Annotated in this window: 14 protein-coding genes; 8 read left to right on the top strand and 6 right to left on the bottom strand. The window is 73.1% G+C overall.

The genetic code is table 11. The features are described 5' to 3' along the window. Positions 1-63 precede the first annotated feature (63 nt). From ACFC8N_RS32705 to katG, 3 genes are all read left to right on the top strand, one after another. Positions 64-1,224 carry an abortive phage infection protein gene (locus ACFC8N_RS32705; RefSeq protein ID WP_376292134.1) on the top strand — a complete coding sequence of 387 codons (1,161 nt, stop codon included), beginning with the start codon at positions 64-66 and terminating at the stop codon, positions 1,222-1,224. Positions 1,225-1,657: 433 nt separating this feature from the next. Then, positions 1,658-2,095, top strand: coding sequence for a Fur family transcriptional regulator (locus tag ACFC8N_RS32700; protein WP_071371518.1), 438 nt, complete (start codon positions 1,658-1,660; stop codon positions 2,093-2,095). Between the two features lie 33 nt (positions 2,096-2,128). Continuing rightward, positions 2,129-4,339 (top strand): catalase/peroxidase HPI, encoded by a 2,211-nt coding sequence (katG, locus tag ACFC8N_RS32695; protein ID WP_376292132.1) that lies wholly within the window; start codon positions 2,129-2,131, stop codon positions 4,337-4,339. Positions 4,340-4,428: 89 nt separating this feature from the next. Here the strand turns inward: katG and ACFC8N_RS32690 are convergent, their stop codons facing one another. Beyond that, positions 4,429-5,004 carry a heme-binding protein gene (locus ACFC8N_RS32690; protein WP_376292129.1) on the bottom strand — a complete coding sequence of 192 codons (576 nt, stop codon included), beginning with the start codon at positions 5,002-5,004 and terminating at the stop codon, positions 4,429-4,431. Positions 5,005-5,289: 285 nt separating this feature from the next. Between ACFC8N_RS32690 and ACFC8N_RS32685 the strand changes: the two genes are divergently transcribed. Both ACFC8N_RS32685 and ACFC8N_RS32680 read left to right on the top strand, forming a co-directional pair. Next, positions 5,290-6,432 carry a sensor histidine kinase gene (locus tag ACFC8N_RS32685; RefSeq protein WP_376292336.1) on the top strand — a complete coding sequence of 381 codons (1,143 nt, stop codon included), beginning with the start codon at positions 5,290-5,292 and terminating at the stop codon, positions 6,430-6,432. After that, on the top strand, positions 6,429-7,082 hold the full coding sequence (locus ACFC8N_RS32680; RefSeq protein ID WP_356036999.1) for a response regulator transcription factor: 654 nt from the start codon (positions 6,429-6,431) through the stop codon (positions 7,080-7,082). Before ACFC8N_RS32685 ends, ACFC8N_RS32680 begins: the two co-directional genes overlap by 4 nt. A gap of 60 nt (positions 7,083-7,142) precedes the next feature. Here the strand turns inward: ACFC8N_RS32680 and ACFC8N_RS32675 are convergent, their stop codons facing one another. Beyond that, positions 7,143-8,066 (bottom strand): serine hydrolase, encoded by a 924-nt coding sequence (locus tag ACFC8N_RS32675; RefSeq protein ID WP_376292127.1) that lies wholly within the window; start codon positions 8,064-8,066, stop codon positions 7,143-7,145. After that, positions 8,063-9,043: a LysR family transcriptional regulator gene (locus ACFC8N_RS32670; protein ID WP_376292126.1), complete on the bottom strand. Its 981-nt coding sequence runs from the start codon at positions 9,041-9,043 to the stop codon at positions 8,063-8,065. The genes ACFC8N_RS32675 and ACFC8N_RS32670 overlap by 4 nt, the downstream gene beginning before the upstream one ends. A gap of 130 nt (positions 9,044-9,173) precedes the next feature. Between ACFC8N_RS32670 and bla the strand changes: the two genes are divergently transcribed. Together bla and ACFC8N_RS32660 are read left to right on the top strand one after the other, a co-directional pair. Beyond that, on the top strand, positions 9,174-10,112 hold the full coding sequence (bla, locus tag ACFC8N_RS32665; protein WP_376292124.1) for a class A beta-lactamase: 939 nt from the start codon (positions 9,174-9,176) through the stop codon (positions 10,110-10,112). A 219-nt stretch (positions 10,113-10,331) separates the two neighbouring features. Further along, positions 10,332-11,528: a right-handed parallel beta-helix repeat-containing protein gene (locus ACFC8N_RS32660; protein WP_376292122.1), complete on the top strand. Its 1,197-nt coding sequence runs from the start codon at positions 10,332-10,334 to the stop codon at positions 11,526-11,528. A 5-nt stretch (positions 11,529-11,533) separates the two neighbouring features. Here the strand turns inward: ACFC8N_RS32660 and sigJ are convergent, their stop codons facing one another. Further along, on the bottom strand, positions 11,534-12,502 hold the full coding sequence (sigJ, locus tag ACFC8N_RS32655) for an RNA polymerase sigma factor SigJ (protein ID WP_376292119.1): 969 nt from the start codon (positions 12,500-12,502) through the stop codon (positions 11,534-11,536). Between the two features lie 195 nt (positions 12,503-12,697). Between sigJ and ACFC8N_RS32650 the strand changes: the two genes are divergently transcribed. Further along, complete coding sequence (locus ACFC8N_RS32650; protein WP_356037014.1) at positions 12,698-13,390, top strand: SDR family oxidoreductase; 693 nt, start codon at positions 12,698-12,700, stop codon at positions 13,388-13,390. Positions 13,391-13,402: 12 nt separating this feature from the next. Here the strand turns inward: ACFC8N_RS32650 and ACFC8N_RS32645 are convergent, their stop codons facing one another. Together ACFC8N_RS32645 and ACFC8N_RS32640 are read right to left on the bottom strand one after the other, a co-directional pair. After that, entirely contained in the window at positions 13,403-13,795 is a 393-nt protein-coding gene (locus ACFC8N_RS32645) for a VOC family protein (RefSeq protein WP_376292334.1), read from the bottom strand. A gap of 131 nt (positions 13,796-13,926) precedes the next feature. Further along, positions 13,927-15,498 (bottom strand): amidohydrolase, encoded by a 1,572-nt coding sequence (locus tag ACFC8N_RS32640; protein ID WP_376292117.1) that lies wholly within the window; start codon positions 15,496-15,498, stop codon positions 13,927-13,929. Between the last annotated feature and the right edge of the window lie 2 nt (positions 15,499-15,500).

Genomic DNA, 15,500 nt, shown 5'->3' with positions numbered 1-15,500 from the left:
GACCCCGTGCCGTAGACCGTCGGCGGACGGTGCCGACGGGGTGTCGCCCGGCAGGGTGGCCGTATGCAGAGGACCAAGGGGATCAAGCGCGCACAGTTCCTGGCCGGTATGGCGTCCGCGGGGCTGGCCGCGGCCGCGCTGCCGTCGGCTCCGGCCCGGGCCGCCGAGGACCGCCCGGCCCGCGACGCGCGGCGCGGACTGCGCCACCGGGGCGTCGTGTACACCGTGGGGGAGAGCGAGACGCCGGGTACGGCGTTCAGTGCGGCCCGTATGCGCAAGGACATCCGGGCGATCAGGGACGAGCTGCACGCCGACACCGTGGACGTCACCGGGGACGGAGTGGAGCGCCTGACGGCCACGGCCGCCGAGGCGGCGGAACGGGGTCTGCGGGTCTGGCTCCAGCCGACCCTCGGTGACGTGCCCGAGCGGGACATCCTGGAACACCTGGCCGAGACCGGCCGGTTCGCGGAGCGGCTGCGCCGGCAGGGCGCCGCCGTCGACCTCAGTGTGGGCTGCGAGTTCTGGCTGTTCGTGCCCGGCATCGTCCCGGGCGCCGACGTCTACGAACGCATCCGCAACCTGCTCGACGGCACGGTGGACCCCGTGGCGATGCAGCGCCGTCTGGACCGCTTCACGGCGCGGGCGGCCGAGGTCGGCCGGTCCGTGTTCCGCGGCCGGCTCGCCTACGCCGCCGCACAGGACGACCAGGTCGACTGGCGCCTCTTCGACGTCGTGGGCATCGACTACTACTCGTACTTCCCCCACCGGGCCGACTACGTGCGGGAGTTGAGCCGCTATACGCGGTGGGGCAAGCCGGTGGCCGTCACCGAGTTCGGGACCTGTGCGTACGTCGGGGCGCCGAAGGCCGGTGGCATGGGGTGGGACATCGTGGACCGCGCCAAGGTGCCGCCGGAGATCAAGGGCGACCTGGTCCGCAGCGAGCGAACCCAGGCCGCCTACCTCACCCAACTCCTCGACGTCTTCGAGTCGTTGGGCCTGTACGCGGCGATGGCCTTCGAGTTCGTGACTCCCGACCTGCCGCACCGTCCGGGCGATCCGCGTCATGACCTGGACCTGGCGAGTTACGCGATCACCAGGACCGTCAAGGACCGCCCGGACGACCCCGCCTCCGGCTGGCACTGGGAACCGAAGGAGGCCTTCCACGCCCTGGCCCGCCGCTACGGGTACGCCGGGGCAGGGCACCGCCGTACCGCCGGGGCCTGACCTCGCACCGGCGGCACCTGACCTCGCGCGGGTGGCGGTGGACCTCGTACCGGCAGCGGCGGGCCACGTACCGGCCCGTCCGGGCGTCGACCCGCGCGGTCCCGGCTCACCCGTTCGGGCGATGTCCCGGCTTGCCGTCCGGCCCTGGGTGATCCGGGGCCGGATGATGCGGGCATGCCCCCGACCGGCCCCCGGACCGCCCCAGCCCGCCGCGCCGGGCGGCGTCATGTGCATGTTCGCGCCACCCTCCTTCGCGCCTGTGTCGGTGCACATGCCGGCCCGAAGAGCGACGCGAAAGCAAACGCGAGAAGGACCGCGAAGGCAGGCGCGACGGCGGCTGACGCCCAGGTGACCGGCGGTCTGCGGAGCGCAACCAAAATTGCACTGCTCGTTTTCTTGAACCCTTCGTGTTTTTGAGGGTAGGTTCGGCCTCATGACCGCCTCCCCGACCCCGACCACCGCCGAGGAGCTCCGCGGTGCCGGCCTGCGCGTGACGGCAGCCCGCGTCGCGCTGCTGGAGACCGTCCGGGACGGCGACCACCTCGGCGTCGAGGCGATCGCCTCCGGGGTCCGTGCCCGCGTTGGCCACATCTCCCTGCAAGCCGTCTACGAGGCTCTTCACGCCCTGACCGCGGCGGGTCTGGTCCGCCGTATCGAGCCGGCCGGACACCCGGCCCGGTTCGAGGGGCGTGTGGGTGACAACCACCATCACATCGTGTGCCGGTCGTGCGGTGCCGTCGTCGACGTCGACTGCGCCGTCGGCGACGCGCCCTGTCTGACCGCCGCCGACGACAGCGGCTTCGCCATCGAGGAGGCCGAGGTCGTCTACTGGGGCACCTGCCCCGACTGTTCCACCGGCCGCAGTTCCTGAGCACCGAGTTCCGCACAGTTCGGAAGGAATGCCATGACTGAGAACATCGACGCCAACGTCGCAGACGCGAAGGCGGAGGGCGGCTGCCCGGTCGCCCATGGCCGCGCCGCGCACCCGACCCAGGGCGGTGGCAACCGCCAGTGGTGGCCGGAGCGGCTCAACCTGAAGATCCTTGCCAAGAACCCGGCCGTGGCCAACCCGCTCGGCGAGGACTTCGACTACCGCGAGGCCTTCAACTCCCTGGACCTCGCCGCGGTGAAGCGTGACATCGCGGAGGTGCTCACCACCTCGCAGGACTGGTGGCCCGCCGACTTCGGCAACTACGGCCCGCTCATGATCCGTATGGCCTGGCACAGCGCCGGTACGTACCGCATCAGCGACGGCCGCGGCGGTGCCGGCGGCGGCCAGCAGCGCTTCGCCCCGATCAACAGCTGGCCGGACAACGCGAGCCTGGACAAGGCCCGCCGTCTGCTGTGGCCGGTCAAGAAGAAGTACGGCAAGTCCATTTCCTGGGCCGACCTGATGATCCTCACGGGCAATGTGGCGCTGGAGACGATGGGCTTCAAGACCTTCGGCTTCGCCGGCGGCCGCGTCGACGAGTGGGAGCCCGACGAGGACGTCTACTGGGGTCCCGAGACCGTCTGGCTGGACGACAAGCGCTACAGCGGCGACCGCGAGCTGGAGAACCCGCTCGCCGCCGTCCAGATGGGCCTGATCTACGTCAACCCCGAGGGCCCGAACGGCAACCCGGACCCGATCGCCGCGGCCCGCGACATCCGTGAGACCTTCCGCCGGATGGCGATGAACGACGAGGAGACCGTCGCCCTCATCGCCGGTGGCCACACCTTCGGCAAGACTCACGGAGCCGGCCCGGCGGACAACGTCGGCGCCGACCCCGAGGCCGCCCCGCTGGAGCAGATGGGCCTCGGCTGGAAGTCCAGCTACGGCACGGGCGTCGGCAAGGACGCGATCACCAGTGGCCTGGAGGTCACCTGGACCGAGACGCCGACCCAGTGGAGCAACAACTTCTTCAAGAACCTCTTCGAGTACGAGTACGAGCTGACGCAGAGCCCGGCCGGCGCCAACCAGTGGGTGGCCAAGGACGCCGAGGCGATCGTCCCGAACGCGTTCGACGCGTCGAAGAAGCAGCGTCCGACGATGCTCACCACCGACCTGTCGCTGCGCTTCGACCCGATCTACGAGCCGATCTCGCGCCGCTTCTACGAGAACCCCGAGGAGTTCGCGGACGCCTTCGCCCGCGCCTGGTACAAGCTGACGCACCGCGACATGGGCCCGATCGTCCGCTACCTCGGCCCGGAGGTGCCCGGCGAGGAGCTGCTGTGGCAGGACCCGCTGCCGCAGCGCACCGGTGAGCCGATCGACGCCGCGGACGTCGCCTCCCTCAAGGAGGAGATCCTCGGCTCGGACCTCACGGTCTCGCAGCTGGTCTCCGCCGCCTGGGCGGCTGCCTCCTCCTTCCGCGGCAGCGACAAGCGCGGCGGCGCCAACGGCGGCCGCATCCGCCTGGAGCCGCAGCGGAACTGGGAGGTCAACAACCCGGACGAGCTGGCCCACGTGCTGCGCGTCCTGGAGGGCGTCCAGGAGTCCTTCAACACCAAGGGCGGCAAGCAGGTCTCGCTGGCCGACCTGGTCGTGCTCGCGGGCTCCGCGGCCGTCGAGAAGGCGGCCAAGGACGGCGGTGTCGAGATCGAGGTGCCGTTCACGGCGGGCCGTGTCGACGCCTCGCAGGAGCAGACGGACGTCGAGTCGTTCGCCGCGCTGGAGCCGGCCGCCGACGGCTTCCGCAACTACGTCGGCAAGGGCAACCGCCTGCCGGCCGAGTTCCTGCTGGTGGACAAGGCGAACCTGCTCCGGCTGAGCGCGCCCGAGCTGACCGTCCTCGTCGGCGGTCTGCGCGTCCTCGGCGCCAACCACAACGGCTCCAAGCACGGTGTCTTCACCGACCGGCCGGGCACGCTGACGAACGACTTCTTCGTCAACCTGCTCGACCTGGACACCGAGTGGAAGTCGACCTCCTCCGCGCAGGACGAGTTCGAGGGCCGCGACGCCTCCGGCGCCGTCAAGTGGACCGGCACCCGCGCCGACCTGGTCTTCGGCTCGAACTCCGAGCTGCGGGCCGTCGCCGAGGTGTACGCCAGCGACGACGCGAAGGAGAAGTTCGTCAAGGACTTCGTCGCCGCGTGGGTCAAGGTCATGAACGCGGACCGGTACGACCTCGTCTGAGGCTGATCCGGCTCGCCTGAACAGCGCGACGGGACGTCCGGGCCCGCCCATCAGGGCGGACCCGGACGTCCCGTCCGTTTCCCGGTGCGTCAGCGGCCGAGGACCGCCACGCCCGCCTGCGCGTACCGCTCGTCCAGATCACCGGACGGCGCCCCCGCGACCCCGATGCCCGCGACCGGGACACCCTCGGCGGTCACCGGGGCGCCGCCCGCGAGGAACAGCGTGCCCGGGATGTCCTTCAGCGTCGGCGCCTGCTCCAGCCGCCTGGCCAGCTCCGAGGTGGGCGCGTTCCAGGACACGGCGGTGTACGCCTTGCGCTCGGCGGACTCGTACGACTGCGGGCCCGCCCCGTCCCCGCGCAGGGTGACCAGGGCGTTGCCGTTGCGGTCGACGACGGCCACGGAGACCTGCCGGCCCTCCTTCGCTGCGGCGTCCAGCGCGGCCCGCGCCGCCTTCTCGGCCGCGGCCAGCGTCAGATGCGTGCTCCGGGTGAGGTCCCCGCCGCGGACCGCCACCGGAGCGGCGGCGGAGGCGGCGGAGGCGGTGCCGGTGGAGTCGGCGGCGTTGGCGGCGACCGTACCGACGACGCCCGCGCCGATCACGGCGAGAGCGGTACCGCCGACGAGGACACGGGTACGGCGGGAGGGCTTCCTGCGGCTGGACATGACGAGCAACCTTCCTGTGCGGGTGAGTCGGGGGAACCGGGTCCGGACCAGGTCCGCAACCGCTTCCGCCATCGATCCTCGGCCCGGAGCCGCCCGCACCCCGTCGCCGGACCGGTCGTCCCCGGGGTCATCCGATCGGATGACCCCGCATGCGCAGGACCAGGGAACAATGGAAGGTGTTTGCCCAGTTCAGAGCGGTGTCCAGGGAGGTGTCGGCAGGTGACCGGAGAGGCATCGGCAGCCCCCGTACCCGAGCGGGACGACACCCGTGCCCTCACCGTCGTCATGCACACGGCGTTCTTCGTGCTGCTGGCCGCCTCCCTCGCCCGGTACCTGGCCCGGCACGCCGAAGGGCCCCACACCCCCTGGATCATCGCCCTGTCCGTGCTGCTGGCGGTGCTCTACGTCCTCGGTCCCGCCCTCGGCACCCGCCCCACCCCGCGCCGGCTGACCTGGCTCGCGCTCGTCGTCGCGACGTGGGCCCTCCTCGTCGTCCTGGCGCCGAGCTTCGCCTGGTGCGCGGTCCCGCTGTTCTACACCGGCCTGCGCACCCTCCCGCCGCGCGCCGCGCTCTCGCTGGTGGCGCTGCTGACGGCCCTCGCGGTGGCCGCCCAGCTCAGCCTGGCCGGCTGGCCCGACCCGAACGTGCTGCTCGCACCGCCGGCCGTGGCGGCCATCGCCGCGACCGTGTTCGTCGTCATGCAGCGCCAGGCCGCCCGCCGGGACGCCCTGATCGACGACCTGGTCCGCACCCGGCGCGACCTCGCCGCCACCGAGCGGCGCGAGGGCACCCTCGCCGAACGCGAACGGCTCGCCCGCGAGATCCACGACACCCTCGCCCAGGGCCTGTCCAGCCAGCGGATGCTGCTCCAGGCCGCCGACCGGCTGTGGGACACCGCGCCCGGCACCGCCCGGGACCACGTCCGTACGGCGGCGGCGATCGCCGAACGCAGCCTCGCCGAGGCGCGCCGCTTCGTCCACGACCTCACCCCGGCCGACCTCGCGGAGGGCGGCGGCCTGCTCCAGGCCCTGCGCGCCGTCGCCGAGCGCGAGACGACCCGCGCGCTCACCGTCCGTGTCCAGAGCGAGGGCACCCCGCCCGACCCGCTCCCCGCCCCCGTCGAGTCGGCCCTGCTGCGCATCGCCCAGGGCGCCCTCGCCAACGTCCGCGAACACGCGCACGCCACGACCGCCACCCTCACGCTGACCTGCCTGGACGACGAGATCGTCCTGGACGTCACGGACGACGGCCAGGGCTTCGACCCGCACGGGCGGGCGATCCGCGAAGCCACGACGGACGAACAGCGCGGCCACGGCCTGCCCGCCATCCGCGCCCGCCTGCGCCAGCTGGGCGGCACCCTCACCATCGAGTCGGCACCGGGCGAGGGCACCGTCCTGTCGGCGGCGATCCCCCTGGAGCCCCGATGACCACCCGCCCGCAGCCGGCCGCCCCGGCGCCGGTCCGCATCCTCGTCTGCGACGACCACGCCGTCGTACGCGCCGGGCTGCTGGCCCTGCTGCACAGCGCCCCCGGCATCGAGGTCGTGGGCGAGGCGGGCAGCGGCGAGGAAGCCCTCGCCCTGGCCCGCAGGACCACTCCCGACGTCGTCCTGATGGACCTGCAACTCGGCGCGGGCATCGACGGCGTGGAGACCACCCGCCGCCTGCGCACCCTCACCCCCGCCCCGCACGTGCTGGTCCTCACCACCTACGACACCGACGCCGACGTCACCCGCGCCGTCGAGGCGGGCGCCACCGGCTACCTCCTCAAGGCGGAACGCGCCGAGGACCTCTTCACAGCGATCCACGCGGCGGCCCAGGGCCGCCCGGCCCTCTCCCCGCCCGTGGCCGACCGCGTCATGTCCCGCCTGCGCAACCCCCGCCCCGCGCTCACCCCGCGCGAACGCGACATCCTCGCCCACCTCTCCCAGGGTCTGCCCAACCACGCCATCGCCAAGGCCCTCTACATCAGCGAGGCCACGGTCAAGACCCACCTGCGCCGCATCTACGACAAGCTGGGCGTGGACACGAGGGCGGGGGCGGTGGCCGTGGCGAAGGAACAACGACTGCTGTCGTGAACGGTCCCCGGCGCACCGACGGCGCTGTCGCGGACCGCACCCCTCACCCGCCTTGCCCTCTCACCCCCGCAGCGCCTCGAACGCCGTCCTGCCCGCGACACCGATCGCCCAGTCGACGTCCGCGGCGACACCCGCCCGACGCCCGGCGCGCGAGAGGGCCGCGATCGCCACCCGGTCCCCCGACGCCGCCTCCACCACCCCGATCTCGTGCCGCAGATGGAGAAACGTCCCGGTCTTCCCGCTCCACCGCAACGTGTCCGCCCGCAACTCGCTCGCCAGCCGCTGGGTGAAGACCTGCAACCCCATCAGCCGCCGCAACTCCGCCGTCGCCGCGGGAGCGGAGATCTCGTCGCACCAGACGCGCCGCAGCAGCTCCACGAGCGCCGCCGCGGAGCCGGCGTTGGCACGGGCCGGGTCCAGGGTCTCGATGGTCTGCCGGTCCGTGCCGTCGTCCCGGACCGCCAGCTCCAGCGCGAGGGAGAAGTCGTTGCCGGCGGCGCCCGCCGCGCACTCGTACATGTGGTTCATCCGGTGCCGCATCCGCAGCTCCCCGCACCCCCAGGCGCGCAGCCGCGCGTCCACCTCCGCCACCGGCACCAGATCGAGCAGGGCGTCCGCGGCGGCGTTGTCGCTCACCGACAGCATCGACAACAGCAGGTCGCCGACGGCCACCGTCGCCGGGTACCGGAACGCCGCCAGCCCGGTGGGGCCGACGCTGGTGCGGGCCGGGTCGAGAGTCACCGGGTGTCCGGGGTCGAGGTCCCCGGCCGCGATCCGGTCCAGCACGACGAGCGCGAGCGGGACCTTCACCACGGACGCCAGCGGCGTCAACTCCTGTACGTCGAAACCGAGTTGGTCGCCTGTGTCGAGATTGCGGGCGAGGAACGAACCCCGTACACCGAGCGCCGCCCAGTCCGCGGCGATGGCCTCGGCCACGTCCGTCAGCGCGCCGCCGTCGCCCACGTACACCACCGCCGCGCTCATCCGCGTGCCGCCAGCCGCACCGGGAGGTCATCCGCCGTGGCGAGCCCGGACCGCGGCCCGCCCGCCCCGTCACCGGTGGCCCCCACGGCCGCTGCCAGCAGCCCCGCCAGCCAGCCCGGCACCGCCGCCGAACCGCCCCGCTCCGCGGCCGCGGCCATCTCGTAGCCCCGGTGCAGCGACCGGTCGGCCAGCGGCATCCAGTCGGCCCCGTTCTGCCGCGCGAACGGCTCGGCGCACAGCAGCAGCGCCCGGTCCGCCAGGGTCTCGGCGAGCGCGGCGGCCGCGGACCCGGCCGGCCGCAACCGGCCCGGAGGCAGGCCAGCCCGGGCCACGGCACGCTCCAACCGGTCCTCGTGGTACGGCACTTGGTCCTCCGGCAGGGTCAGCACCGGCGACGCGGCGACAGGCCGGCCGCCGCGGGCACGGCGCGGCCGCAGCTCCTCCAGATGGAGCACGCGCCGGGAGCCCCCGAGGGGCAGATCCGCGGCGTCCGGCGCCGCGGCCACCCCCAGCGGCACCCGCAGCGCGCCCTGTTCCGGCGGCACCCGCACCAGCGCGTAGGCGAGCGAACCGTCGGACAGGCCCGACAGCCTTTCCTGAGGCGGCAGTTCACGTACGCCGAAGGTCACTCCGCGCTCGGCGCCGGCCCGGATGGCGCGGGCCAGTGCCGCCGGGGCGCAGTGCGCGGGCACCCCGACGGCGCGCACCCGGCCCCGCCCGGCCGTCTCGGCGACCTGCCGCAGCCGCTGGGCCCGGTCCAGTACGTCACGCGCGTACGGCAGCAGCAGCACCCCCAGCTCGGTGGTGGTGATCTGGCGCCGGGAGCGGTCGAACAGCAGGCCGCCGAAGTGGTCCTCCAGCGTCTTGATACGGCGGCTGAGCAGGGGCTGGGCGATGCCGAGCCGGTCGGCCGCCCGGGAGAAGCTCGCCTCGTCCGCCGTCGCGACGTACGCGTCCAGATGCGCCAGGAGATCCATCCCGCACTCATATCAATAAGGCATGAGGTGTTCAAAGTTCCCTCTTGGACATGAGTGCTGTCCGGCTGTTTCGCTGTCCCCGTCGAAGATCCAGGAAGCCGGCGACGGCTCGACCGGGAGGACTGTTCCCATGACCCGCCCCGACCACCCCGACCACCTGCACACCCTGGCCCGGCGCGGCCTGTTCAGGGCGGGCGTCGCCGTCACCACTGCCGCCGTGACGGCCGGCGCCCTCTCCGCCCCCGCCGCGTCGGCGGCGCCCCGTGCCCAACAAGTCGATCGTCAGGCCGAGTTGAGCGAACTGGAACAACGGCACGGTGCCCGGCTCGGGGTGTTCGCCCGCAACCTGCGCACCGGTCGGACGGTGTCGTACCGGGCGGGGGAGCGGTTCGCGATGTGTTCCACGTTCAAGGCGTTCGCCGCCGCGGCCGTCCTGCGCGACCACGGCGACTGCGCCCCGCCGGACAAGGTGGTCCACTATCCCCCGCACGACATCCTGCCCAACTCGCCGCGCACCGCCGAGCACGTGGACACGGGCATGACGGTCGCGGACCTGTGCGCGGCGGCGATCCAGTACAGCGACAACGCGGCGGGCAACCTGCTGCTGCGCGAGATCGGCGGTCCGGCCGGACTCACCCGCTTCTTCCGCTCGCTCGGCGACGAGGTGAGCCGGCTCGACCGGTGGGAGACGGACCTGGGTAGCGCGATCCCCGGCGACCTGCGCGACACCACGACCGCCGAGGCGCTCTGCGGCAGCTTCGCACGGCTGACGCTCGGCCGCGCGCTCGCGCGGGCCGACCGGGCGCGGCTCGTCGGCTGGCTGAAGGGCAACACCACCAGCGGCGCGCGGTTCGGCGCGGGGCTCCCGCGCGACTGGGTCCTCGCGGACAAGACCGGCACCGGTGACTACGGCACCGCCAACGACATCGGCGTGGCCTGGACGACCCGCGGGACCCCGCTGCTGCTGACCGTACTGTCGGCCAAGAGCGCTCAGGACGCTCCGGCGGACGACGCGCTCGTCGCCGAGGCGGCACGCATCCTGGCCGGCGCGCTCGCCCCGGGCGAGTAGCCGCGGCGGCCGCCGCTCCTCGCACATGCCGTTCTGTCATGTGAATTTAAATCATGTACATGACCGTCGACGCATGCATGGCTGCTCTCTGGCGTCGTGAAGGCGGGACGGGGAAAGCGCTTTCCCCCCTGCCTTCACGATGCCAGCCCGGCAGCGGAGTTCACCCCCTCGGTTCGCCCGAATCCCGTACTGCCTAGGCAGACTTGAGGAGACAAGCCGATGCAACTCAGGCCAGCCGCCGCGTGCGCCGGTCTGCTCGCCGGCACGCTCGCCGCGTTCTCCGGTACCACGCCACAGGCAGCGACCACCGGTGCGCAAGCCGCCGGTGCCGCCACCGTGCTCTACGTGTCGCCGAGCGGCACCGACAGCGCGGCCGGCACCCAGTCGGCGCCGACCACGCTCACCTCGGCCATGGGCCGGATCGCCGCCGGTGGCACGATCTACCTGCGCGGGGGCACGTACAGCTACTCCTCCACGGTCACGATCCCGGCCGGGAGCAACGGCACCTCCGGTGCCCGCACCACGCTGTCCGCCTACCCGGGGGAGACCCCGGTGCTCAACTTCTCGGGCCAGAGCGCGAGTTCGTCGAACCGCGGGATCCAGCTCAACGCGAACTACTGGCACCTCTACGGCCTCACGGTCGAGCACGCCGGGGACAACGGGATCTACGTCGGCGGCAGCAACAACGTCATCGAGCGGGTGGTGACCGCCTACAACCGGGACACGGGCCTTCAGCTCGGCCGGATCGGCTCAAGCACACCGAGCAGCCAGTGGCCGTCGAACAACCTGGTCGTCAGCTCGGAGTCGCACGACAACATGGACTCCACCGGCGAGAACGCCGACGGCTTCGCCTCCAAGCTCACCACCGGCACCGGGAACGTCTTCCGCTACGACGTCTCCCACAACAACATCGACGACGGCCGGGACCTCTACACCAAGAACGACACCGGTGCCATCGGCCCGGTGACCATCGAGTACTCCCTGTCGTACGGCAACGGGACGCTCACCGACGGCACCACGAACCCCAACGGCGACCGCAACGGCTACAAGCTCGGCGGCGGCATCGCGGTCGATCACGTCGTGCGGCACGACATCGCCTACCGGAACGGCCACCACGGGTTCACCTACAACGGCAACCCGGGCACGATGGCGATTTCCGGCAATGCGAGCATCGACAACACCGAGCGCAACTTCTCCTTCGACAAGGGGACTTCGGTGTTCCGGAGCAACACCTCGTGCCGCTTCGCCGTCAGCGGCTCGAACGACGAGATCTCCGGCGACTCCGACAGCTCCAACCAGTTCTACAGCGGGACGAACGGCTCCCGCTGCTCCTCGTACTCCGGGTCCCTCGGCTGGTCCTTCGCCTCGGACGGCCACCTCGTGGTGACCTTCGGCGGCAAGGTCGTGACGCCGTAACGGCGCTACGGCCGCAGAGGTGTCCCGTCCGGCGGCACGGCCGGCAGCTTGTCCGGGTTGGTGACGAGGTAGACCGCGCGGACCCGTTCGCCGTCCGGGTCGAGGTCCATGACCATGACCGCGTGCGGGGAGCCGTCCTCGAACACCACCACGGCCGCGTCGCCGTTGACGTCCCGGTGACGGAACTCCAGTCCCGCCGCCGAGCGCGCGGCATAGCCGGTCAGGGCGCGGGCCACCTTGTCCCGGCCGCGGATCGGGCGGGGTGCCGCCTGCGCCTTGCCGCCGCCGTCCGTCCACAGGGTGGCCTCGGGCGCGAGGATCTCCAGCAGCGCTCCCAGATCACCGCCGAGCGCCGCGGCGACGAACCGCTGCGCTGCCTGCCGCCGGACCCGGGGACGGACCTCGTAGCGGGGGCGCCGGGCGCGCACCCGGGTACGGGCGCGGTGCGCGAGCTGCCGTACGGCCGCGGGGCTGCGGCCGAGGATGTCCGCGATCTCGGGGTGCGGGTAGCCGAACACCTCGTGCAGGACGAACACGGCGCGTTCCAGCGGGGTCAGGGTCTCCAGCACGACCAGCATCGCCAGCGAGACCGACTCGGTGCGCACGGCCTCTTCGGCGGCGTCCGCACCGGCCGCCGGGCTGCCGGGGCCGTCCGTGAGCAGGGGTTCGGGCAGCCACGGGCCGACGTAGGCCTCGCGCCGCCGGGCGATCCGGGCCCGCCGCGCGAGCGCGTGCCGCACGGCGATCCGCACCAGATAGGCGCGCGGATGCGTGATCTCCGCTGTCTGCCCGCCCTCCCCGCTGTCCCTGCCGCCCGTCCGGCCCGCCCAGGACAGCCAGGTCTCCTGGAGCACGTCCTCGGTGTCGGCGACGGTGCCCAGCATGTTGTACGCCACCGCGAACAGCAGCTCACGGTGGTCGAGGAAGGCCTGCGTGGCGGTGTCCGTCCCCGCGGGCGTCCGCCGGTCGGCCATGGCGTCCCCCTCTCCTCACGTCCTCACGTCGCCCTCGCGACGACTCTCCCCACCCAGAGGGCCGCGGTCCCCGGAGTGTGACATCGCGGGGCGGTCGTGTGCCGTAGGTCTCATCCCGCGCCGGGGCTGTCACACCCGCCGCCGTCCGGGCCCTCTCGGTCCACGGCAGCAGCACCCCGCAGCGAGGAGAAGCCCATGAAAATCGTCGTCTTCGGCGCGAACGGGCCGACCGGGAGGCAGGTCACCGCGCAGGCGACCGCCGCAGGTCACACCGTCACCGCCGTGACCCGGCACCCCGACGCCTTCCCGCCCGGCGGGCCCCGGCTGCGGATCGAGGCCGCCGACGTCCTGGACGCAACGGCGGTGGAGCGCGTCGTCGCGGGGCAGGACGGAGTGATCTCCGCCCTCGGCGTCCCGTACGGCCGGGCACCGGTCACCGTGTACTCGGCGGGCCTCACGCACATCACCCGGGCCATGACCCTGCACGGCGTCCGCCGTCTGGTGTGCGTCTCCTCCACCATCATGTTCGACGTGCCGGCGCCCGGTGAGGGAGTCTTCTTCCGGAAGGTGCTGGAGCCCTTCTTCGCCCGGGTCGTCGGGCGCACGGTCTACGACGACATGCGCCGGATGGAGAAGATCGTCGGGGCGAGCGACCGCGACTGGACGGTGCTGCGGCCCGCTGGTCTCTTCGACACCGACGCGGTGAGCGACTACCGGCTGGCGCCCGCCCGGCTGCCCGGACGGTTCACCTCCCGGGCGGACCTCGCGCACGCGCTGGTGCGCGAGGCCGTCGCCGGGGAGCATGTGCGGGCGTTTCTCGACGTCCGCACCACCGAGGGCACCCCGCGCCTCCTCGACATGATCAGGAAGGAGGCGTTCGGCGGGTGACGGTGGGCCCGGTCACGCCTTCGGCCAGCCCCCGTAGGGGACGGTGATCAGCTCCATGGCGTGACCGGCGGGATCCATGAAGTAGACGCCGCGGCCGCCGTCGTTGTGGTTGATCGCGTTCGGCTTCTGCCGGTGCGGGTCGGCGTAGTGCTCGATGCCGCGTTCCCTGATCTTCTGGTACGCGGCCTCGAACTCCTCCTCCGAGACGAGGAAGGCGTAGTGCTGCGTGGCGATCTGGCCCTCGGGGACGCTGGCGAAGTCCAGCGTGACGCCGTTGCTCAGGGCCACCGCGACGAACGGGCCCCACTCTCCCGCGATCTCCAGGCCGAGCAGCTCGGTGAAGAACTCGGCGGACTCCCGGTTGTCCCAGGCGTGGACGATGGTGTGGTTCAACTCGACGGACAAGGAATGCCTCCAGGGCATGTCCTGACACCTCCATGCCTCACCCGGTCGGTGACCGGCACGCGATGCCACTTCCGATCTTAGTCGGGTCGTCGCCGGTGCGTCGACGCCGGACGGGTCGGGCCGGCCCTTCCTCACCCGCCCCGGTGCACCACATGCCCGCCGGTCACCGTCAGTGCGACCGGGGCCGCGGCCAGCTCGTCGCCGGGGGCCCGTACGGGGTCCACGGCCAGCGCGGTGAGGTCGGCCCGGCAGCCGGGTGCGATCCGGCCGGCGACGTCCGACTCCCCGGCCGCCGCTGCCGCGTGGCTGGTGCAGCCCTCCAGCGCCTGCAGCGGGGTCAGGCCGGGCCGGTGCGCCGCGGCGCCCTTCGGCCGGCGGGCGGTGGCCAGGACGGCGCGGACGTCGTGGTGCGCGATGGGCCAGTCCGAGCCGAGGGCGAGGGTGGCGCCCGCCTCGCGCAGGTCCCGCAGCCGCCAGGCGCGCCCGGCCCGTTCGCCGCCCAGCCTGCGGGACCACTCGTCGGTGCCGTCGTCGCGCGTGTATCCGGTGTGCGGTGGCTGGAGCGAGGCCGCCACCCCCAACGCGGCGAAGCGGGGCAGGAGTTCGTCGGGAGCGGTCTCGACGTGCTCGATCCGGTGGGCGCCGTACCCGCCCGGCCCGAGGGAGGCGACGGTGTCCAGGACATGCCGTACGGCGGCGTCCCCGATGGCGTGCGTGGCCGTGCGCACACCGGCCGCGTGCACGGTGCGGACGGCCTCGGCGTAGGCCCGCGGGTCCGGCCAGAACGCGGCGGTGCCCTGCCCGTGGCAGTCGGGGTGCTCCAGCCACGCCGTGCCGCCCTCGACGGTGCCGTCCATGAAGAACTTGACCCCGCCGACCCGCCAGTGCCGCCCGCCCCGCCCCTGGAGCCGCACCAGCTCCCGCAGCGCGTCGGCGTCGGCACCCGGCATGCACCACGGCGCGAACCGCAGCCGCAGCGGCAGCACCGTCTCGCGCGCCACCGCCTCGACCAGGTCGAGGTCGCCGCCGTCCATCACATGGGCGCCGGTGAGTCCGGTCGCGGCCATGGCGGACAGCAACTCCAGCAGCCGGAACCGCCGTTCGGCGTGCGACGGCAGGGGCGCGCGGTCCGCCACCAGGTCCATCGCGGCATGCTCGACCAGATGGCCGGTGGGCCGTCCCGTCGCGTCGCACACCACCTCCGCGTGCTGGGCGAAGGCGCGCGGACCGGTCACCCCGGCGGCGGCCAGCGCGGCGGCACTGGCGAGCGCCGAGTGGCCGTCGTAGAGGCGGACGAAGGCCGGGGCGCCGTCGAGGACGTCCGCGATCAGGTCGTGATGGACCGGGCGGCCCTCGAACGCGTTGTGGTCGAGGCCGTACCCGAGGACCCAGCCCCCGATCCGCTCGGCCCGCGCCAGCGCCGCGCGCAGCCCGGCCAGGTCCGTCACACCGGACAGGTCCACACCCGTCGCCATGTCCAGCCCCCACACCGGATGGCTGTGCGCGTCGACCAGACCGGGCACGAGGTGCGCACCGTGCAGGTCGACGACCTCGGTGCCGGGCCCGCGCCAGTCCCGTACGTCGGCCGCCTCGCCGACCGCGGTGATCACCCCGTCGCGCACGGCGACCGCGCGGGCGGTGGGGCGGGCGGGATCGAGGGTGCGGACCTGGGCGCCGGTGAGGACGAGGTCGGCAGCGGGCATGG

This window comes from Streptomyces sp. NPDC055966 (assembly GCF_042269865.1).
Classification (GTDB): Bacteria; Actinomycetota; Actinomycetes; order Streptomycetales; family Streptomycetaceae; genus Streptomyces.
The sequence above is the reverse complement of the archived record's forward strand: the minus strand, read 5'-3'. Positions and strand labels throughout refer to the sequence as shown.

Excerpts from the sequence above, each read along its gene's own strand:
- ACFC8N_RS32705 (WP_376292134.1), top strand. The coding sequence starts at position 64 with ATGCAGAGGACCAAGGGGATCAAGCGCGCACAGTTCCTGGCCGGTATG.
- ACFC8N_RS32700 (WP_071371518.1), top strand. The coding sequence starts at position 1,658 with ATGACCGCCTCCCCGACCCCGACCACCGCCGAGGAGCTCCGCGGTGCC.
- katG (WP_376292132.1), top strand. The coding sequence starts at position 2,129 with ATGACTGAGAACATCGACGCCAACGTCGCAGACGCGAAGGCGGAGGGC.
- ACFC8N_RS32690 (WP_376292129.1), bottom strand. The coding sequence starts at position 5,004 with ATGTCCAGCCGCAGGAAGCCCTCCCGCCGTACCCGTGTCCTCGTCGGC.
- ACFC8N_RS32685 (WP_376292336.1), top strand. The coding sequence starts at position 5,290 with ATGCACACGGCGTTCTTCGTGCTGCTGGCCGCCTCCCTCGCCCGGTAC.
- ACFC8N_RS32680 (WP_356036999.1), top strand. The coding sequence starts at position 6,429 with ATGACCACCCGCCCGCAGCCGGCCGCCCCGGCGCCGGTCCGCATCCTC.
- ACFC8N_RS32675 (WP_376292127.1), bottom strand. The coding sequence starts at position 8,066 with ATGAGCGCGGCGGTGGTGTACGTGGGCGACGGCGGCGCGCTGACGGAC.
- ACFC8N_RS32670 (WP_376292126.1), bottom strand. The coding sequence starts at position 9,043 with ATGGATCTCCTGGCGCATCTGGACGCGTACGTCGCGACGGCGGACGAG.
- bla (WP_376292124.1), top strand. The coding sequence starts at position 9,174 with ATGACCCGCCCCGACCACCCCGACCACCTGCACACCCTGGCCCGGCGC.
- ACFC8N_RS32660 (WP_376292122.1), top strand. The coding sequence starts at position 10,332 with ATGCAACTCAGGCCAGCCGCCGCGTGCGCCGGTCTGCTCGCCGGCACG.
- sigJ (WP_376292119.1), bottom strand. The coding sequence starts at position 12,502 with ATGGCCGACCGGCGGACGCCCGCGGGGACGGACACCGCCACGCAGGCC.
- ACFC8N_RS32650 (WP_356037014.1), top strand. The coding sequence starts at position 12,698 with ATGAAAATCGTCGTCTTCGGCGCGAACGGGCCGACCGGGAGGCAGGTC.
- ACFC8N_RS32640 (WP_376292117.1), bottom strand. The coding sequence starts at position 15,498 with ATGCCCGCTGCCGACCTCGTCCTCACCGGCGCCCAGGTCCGCACCCTC.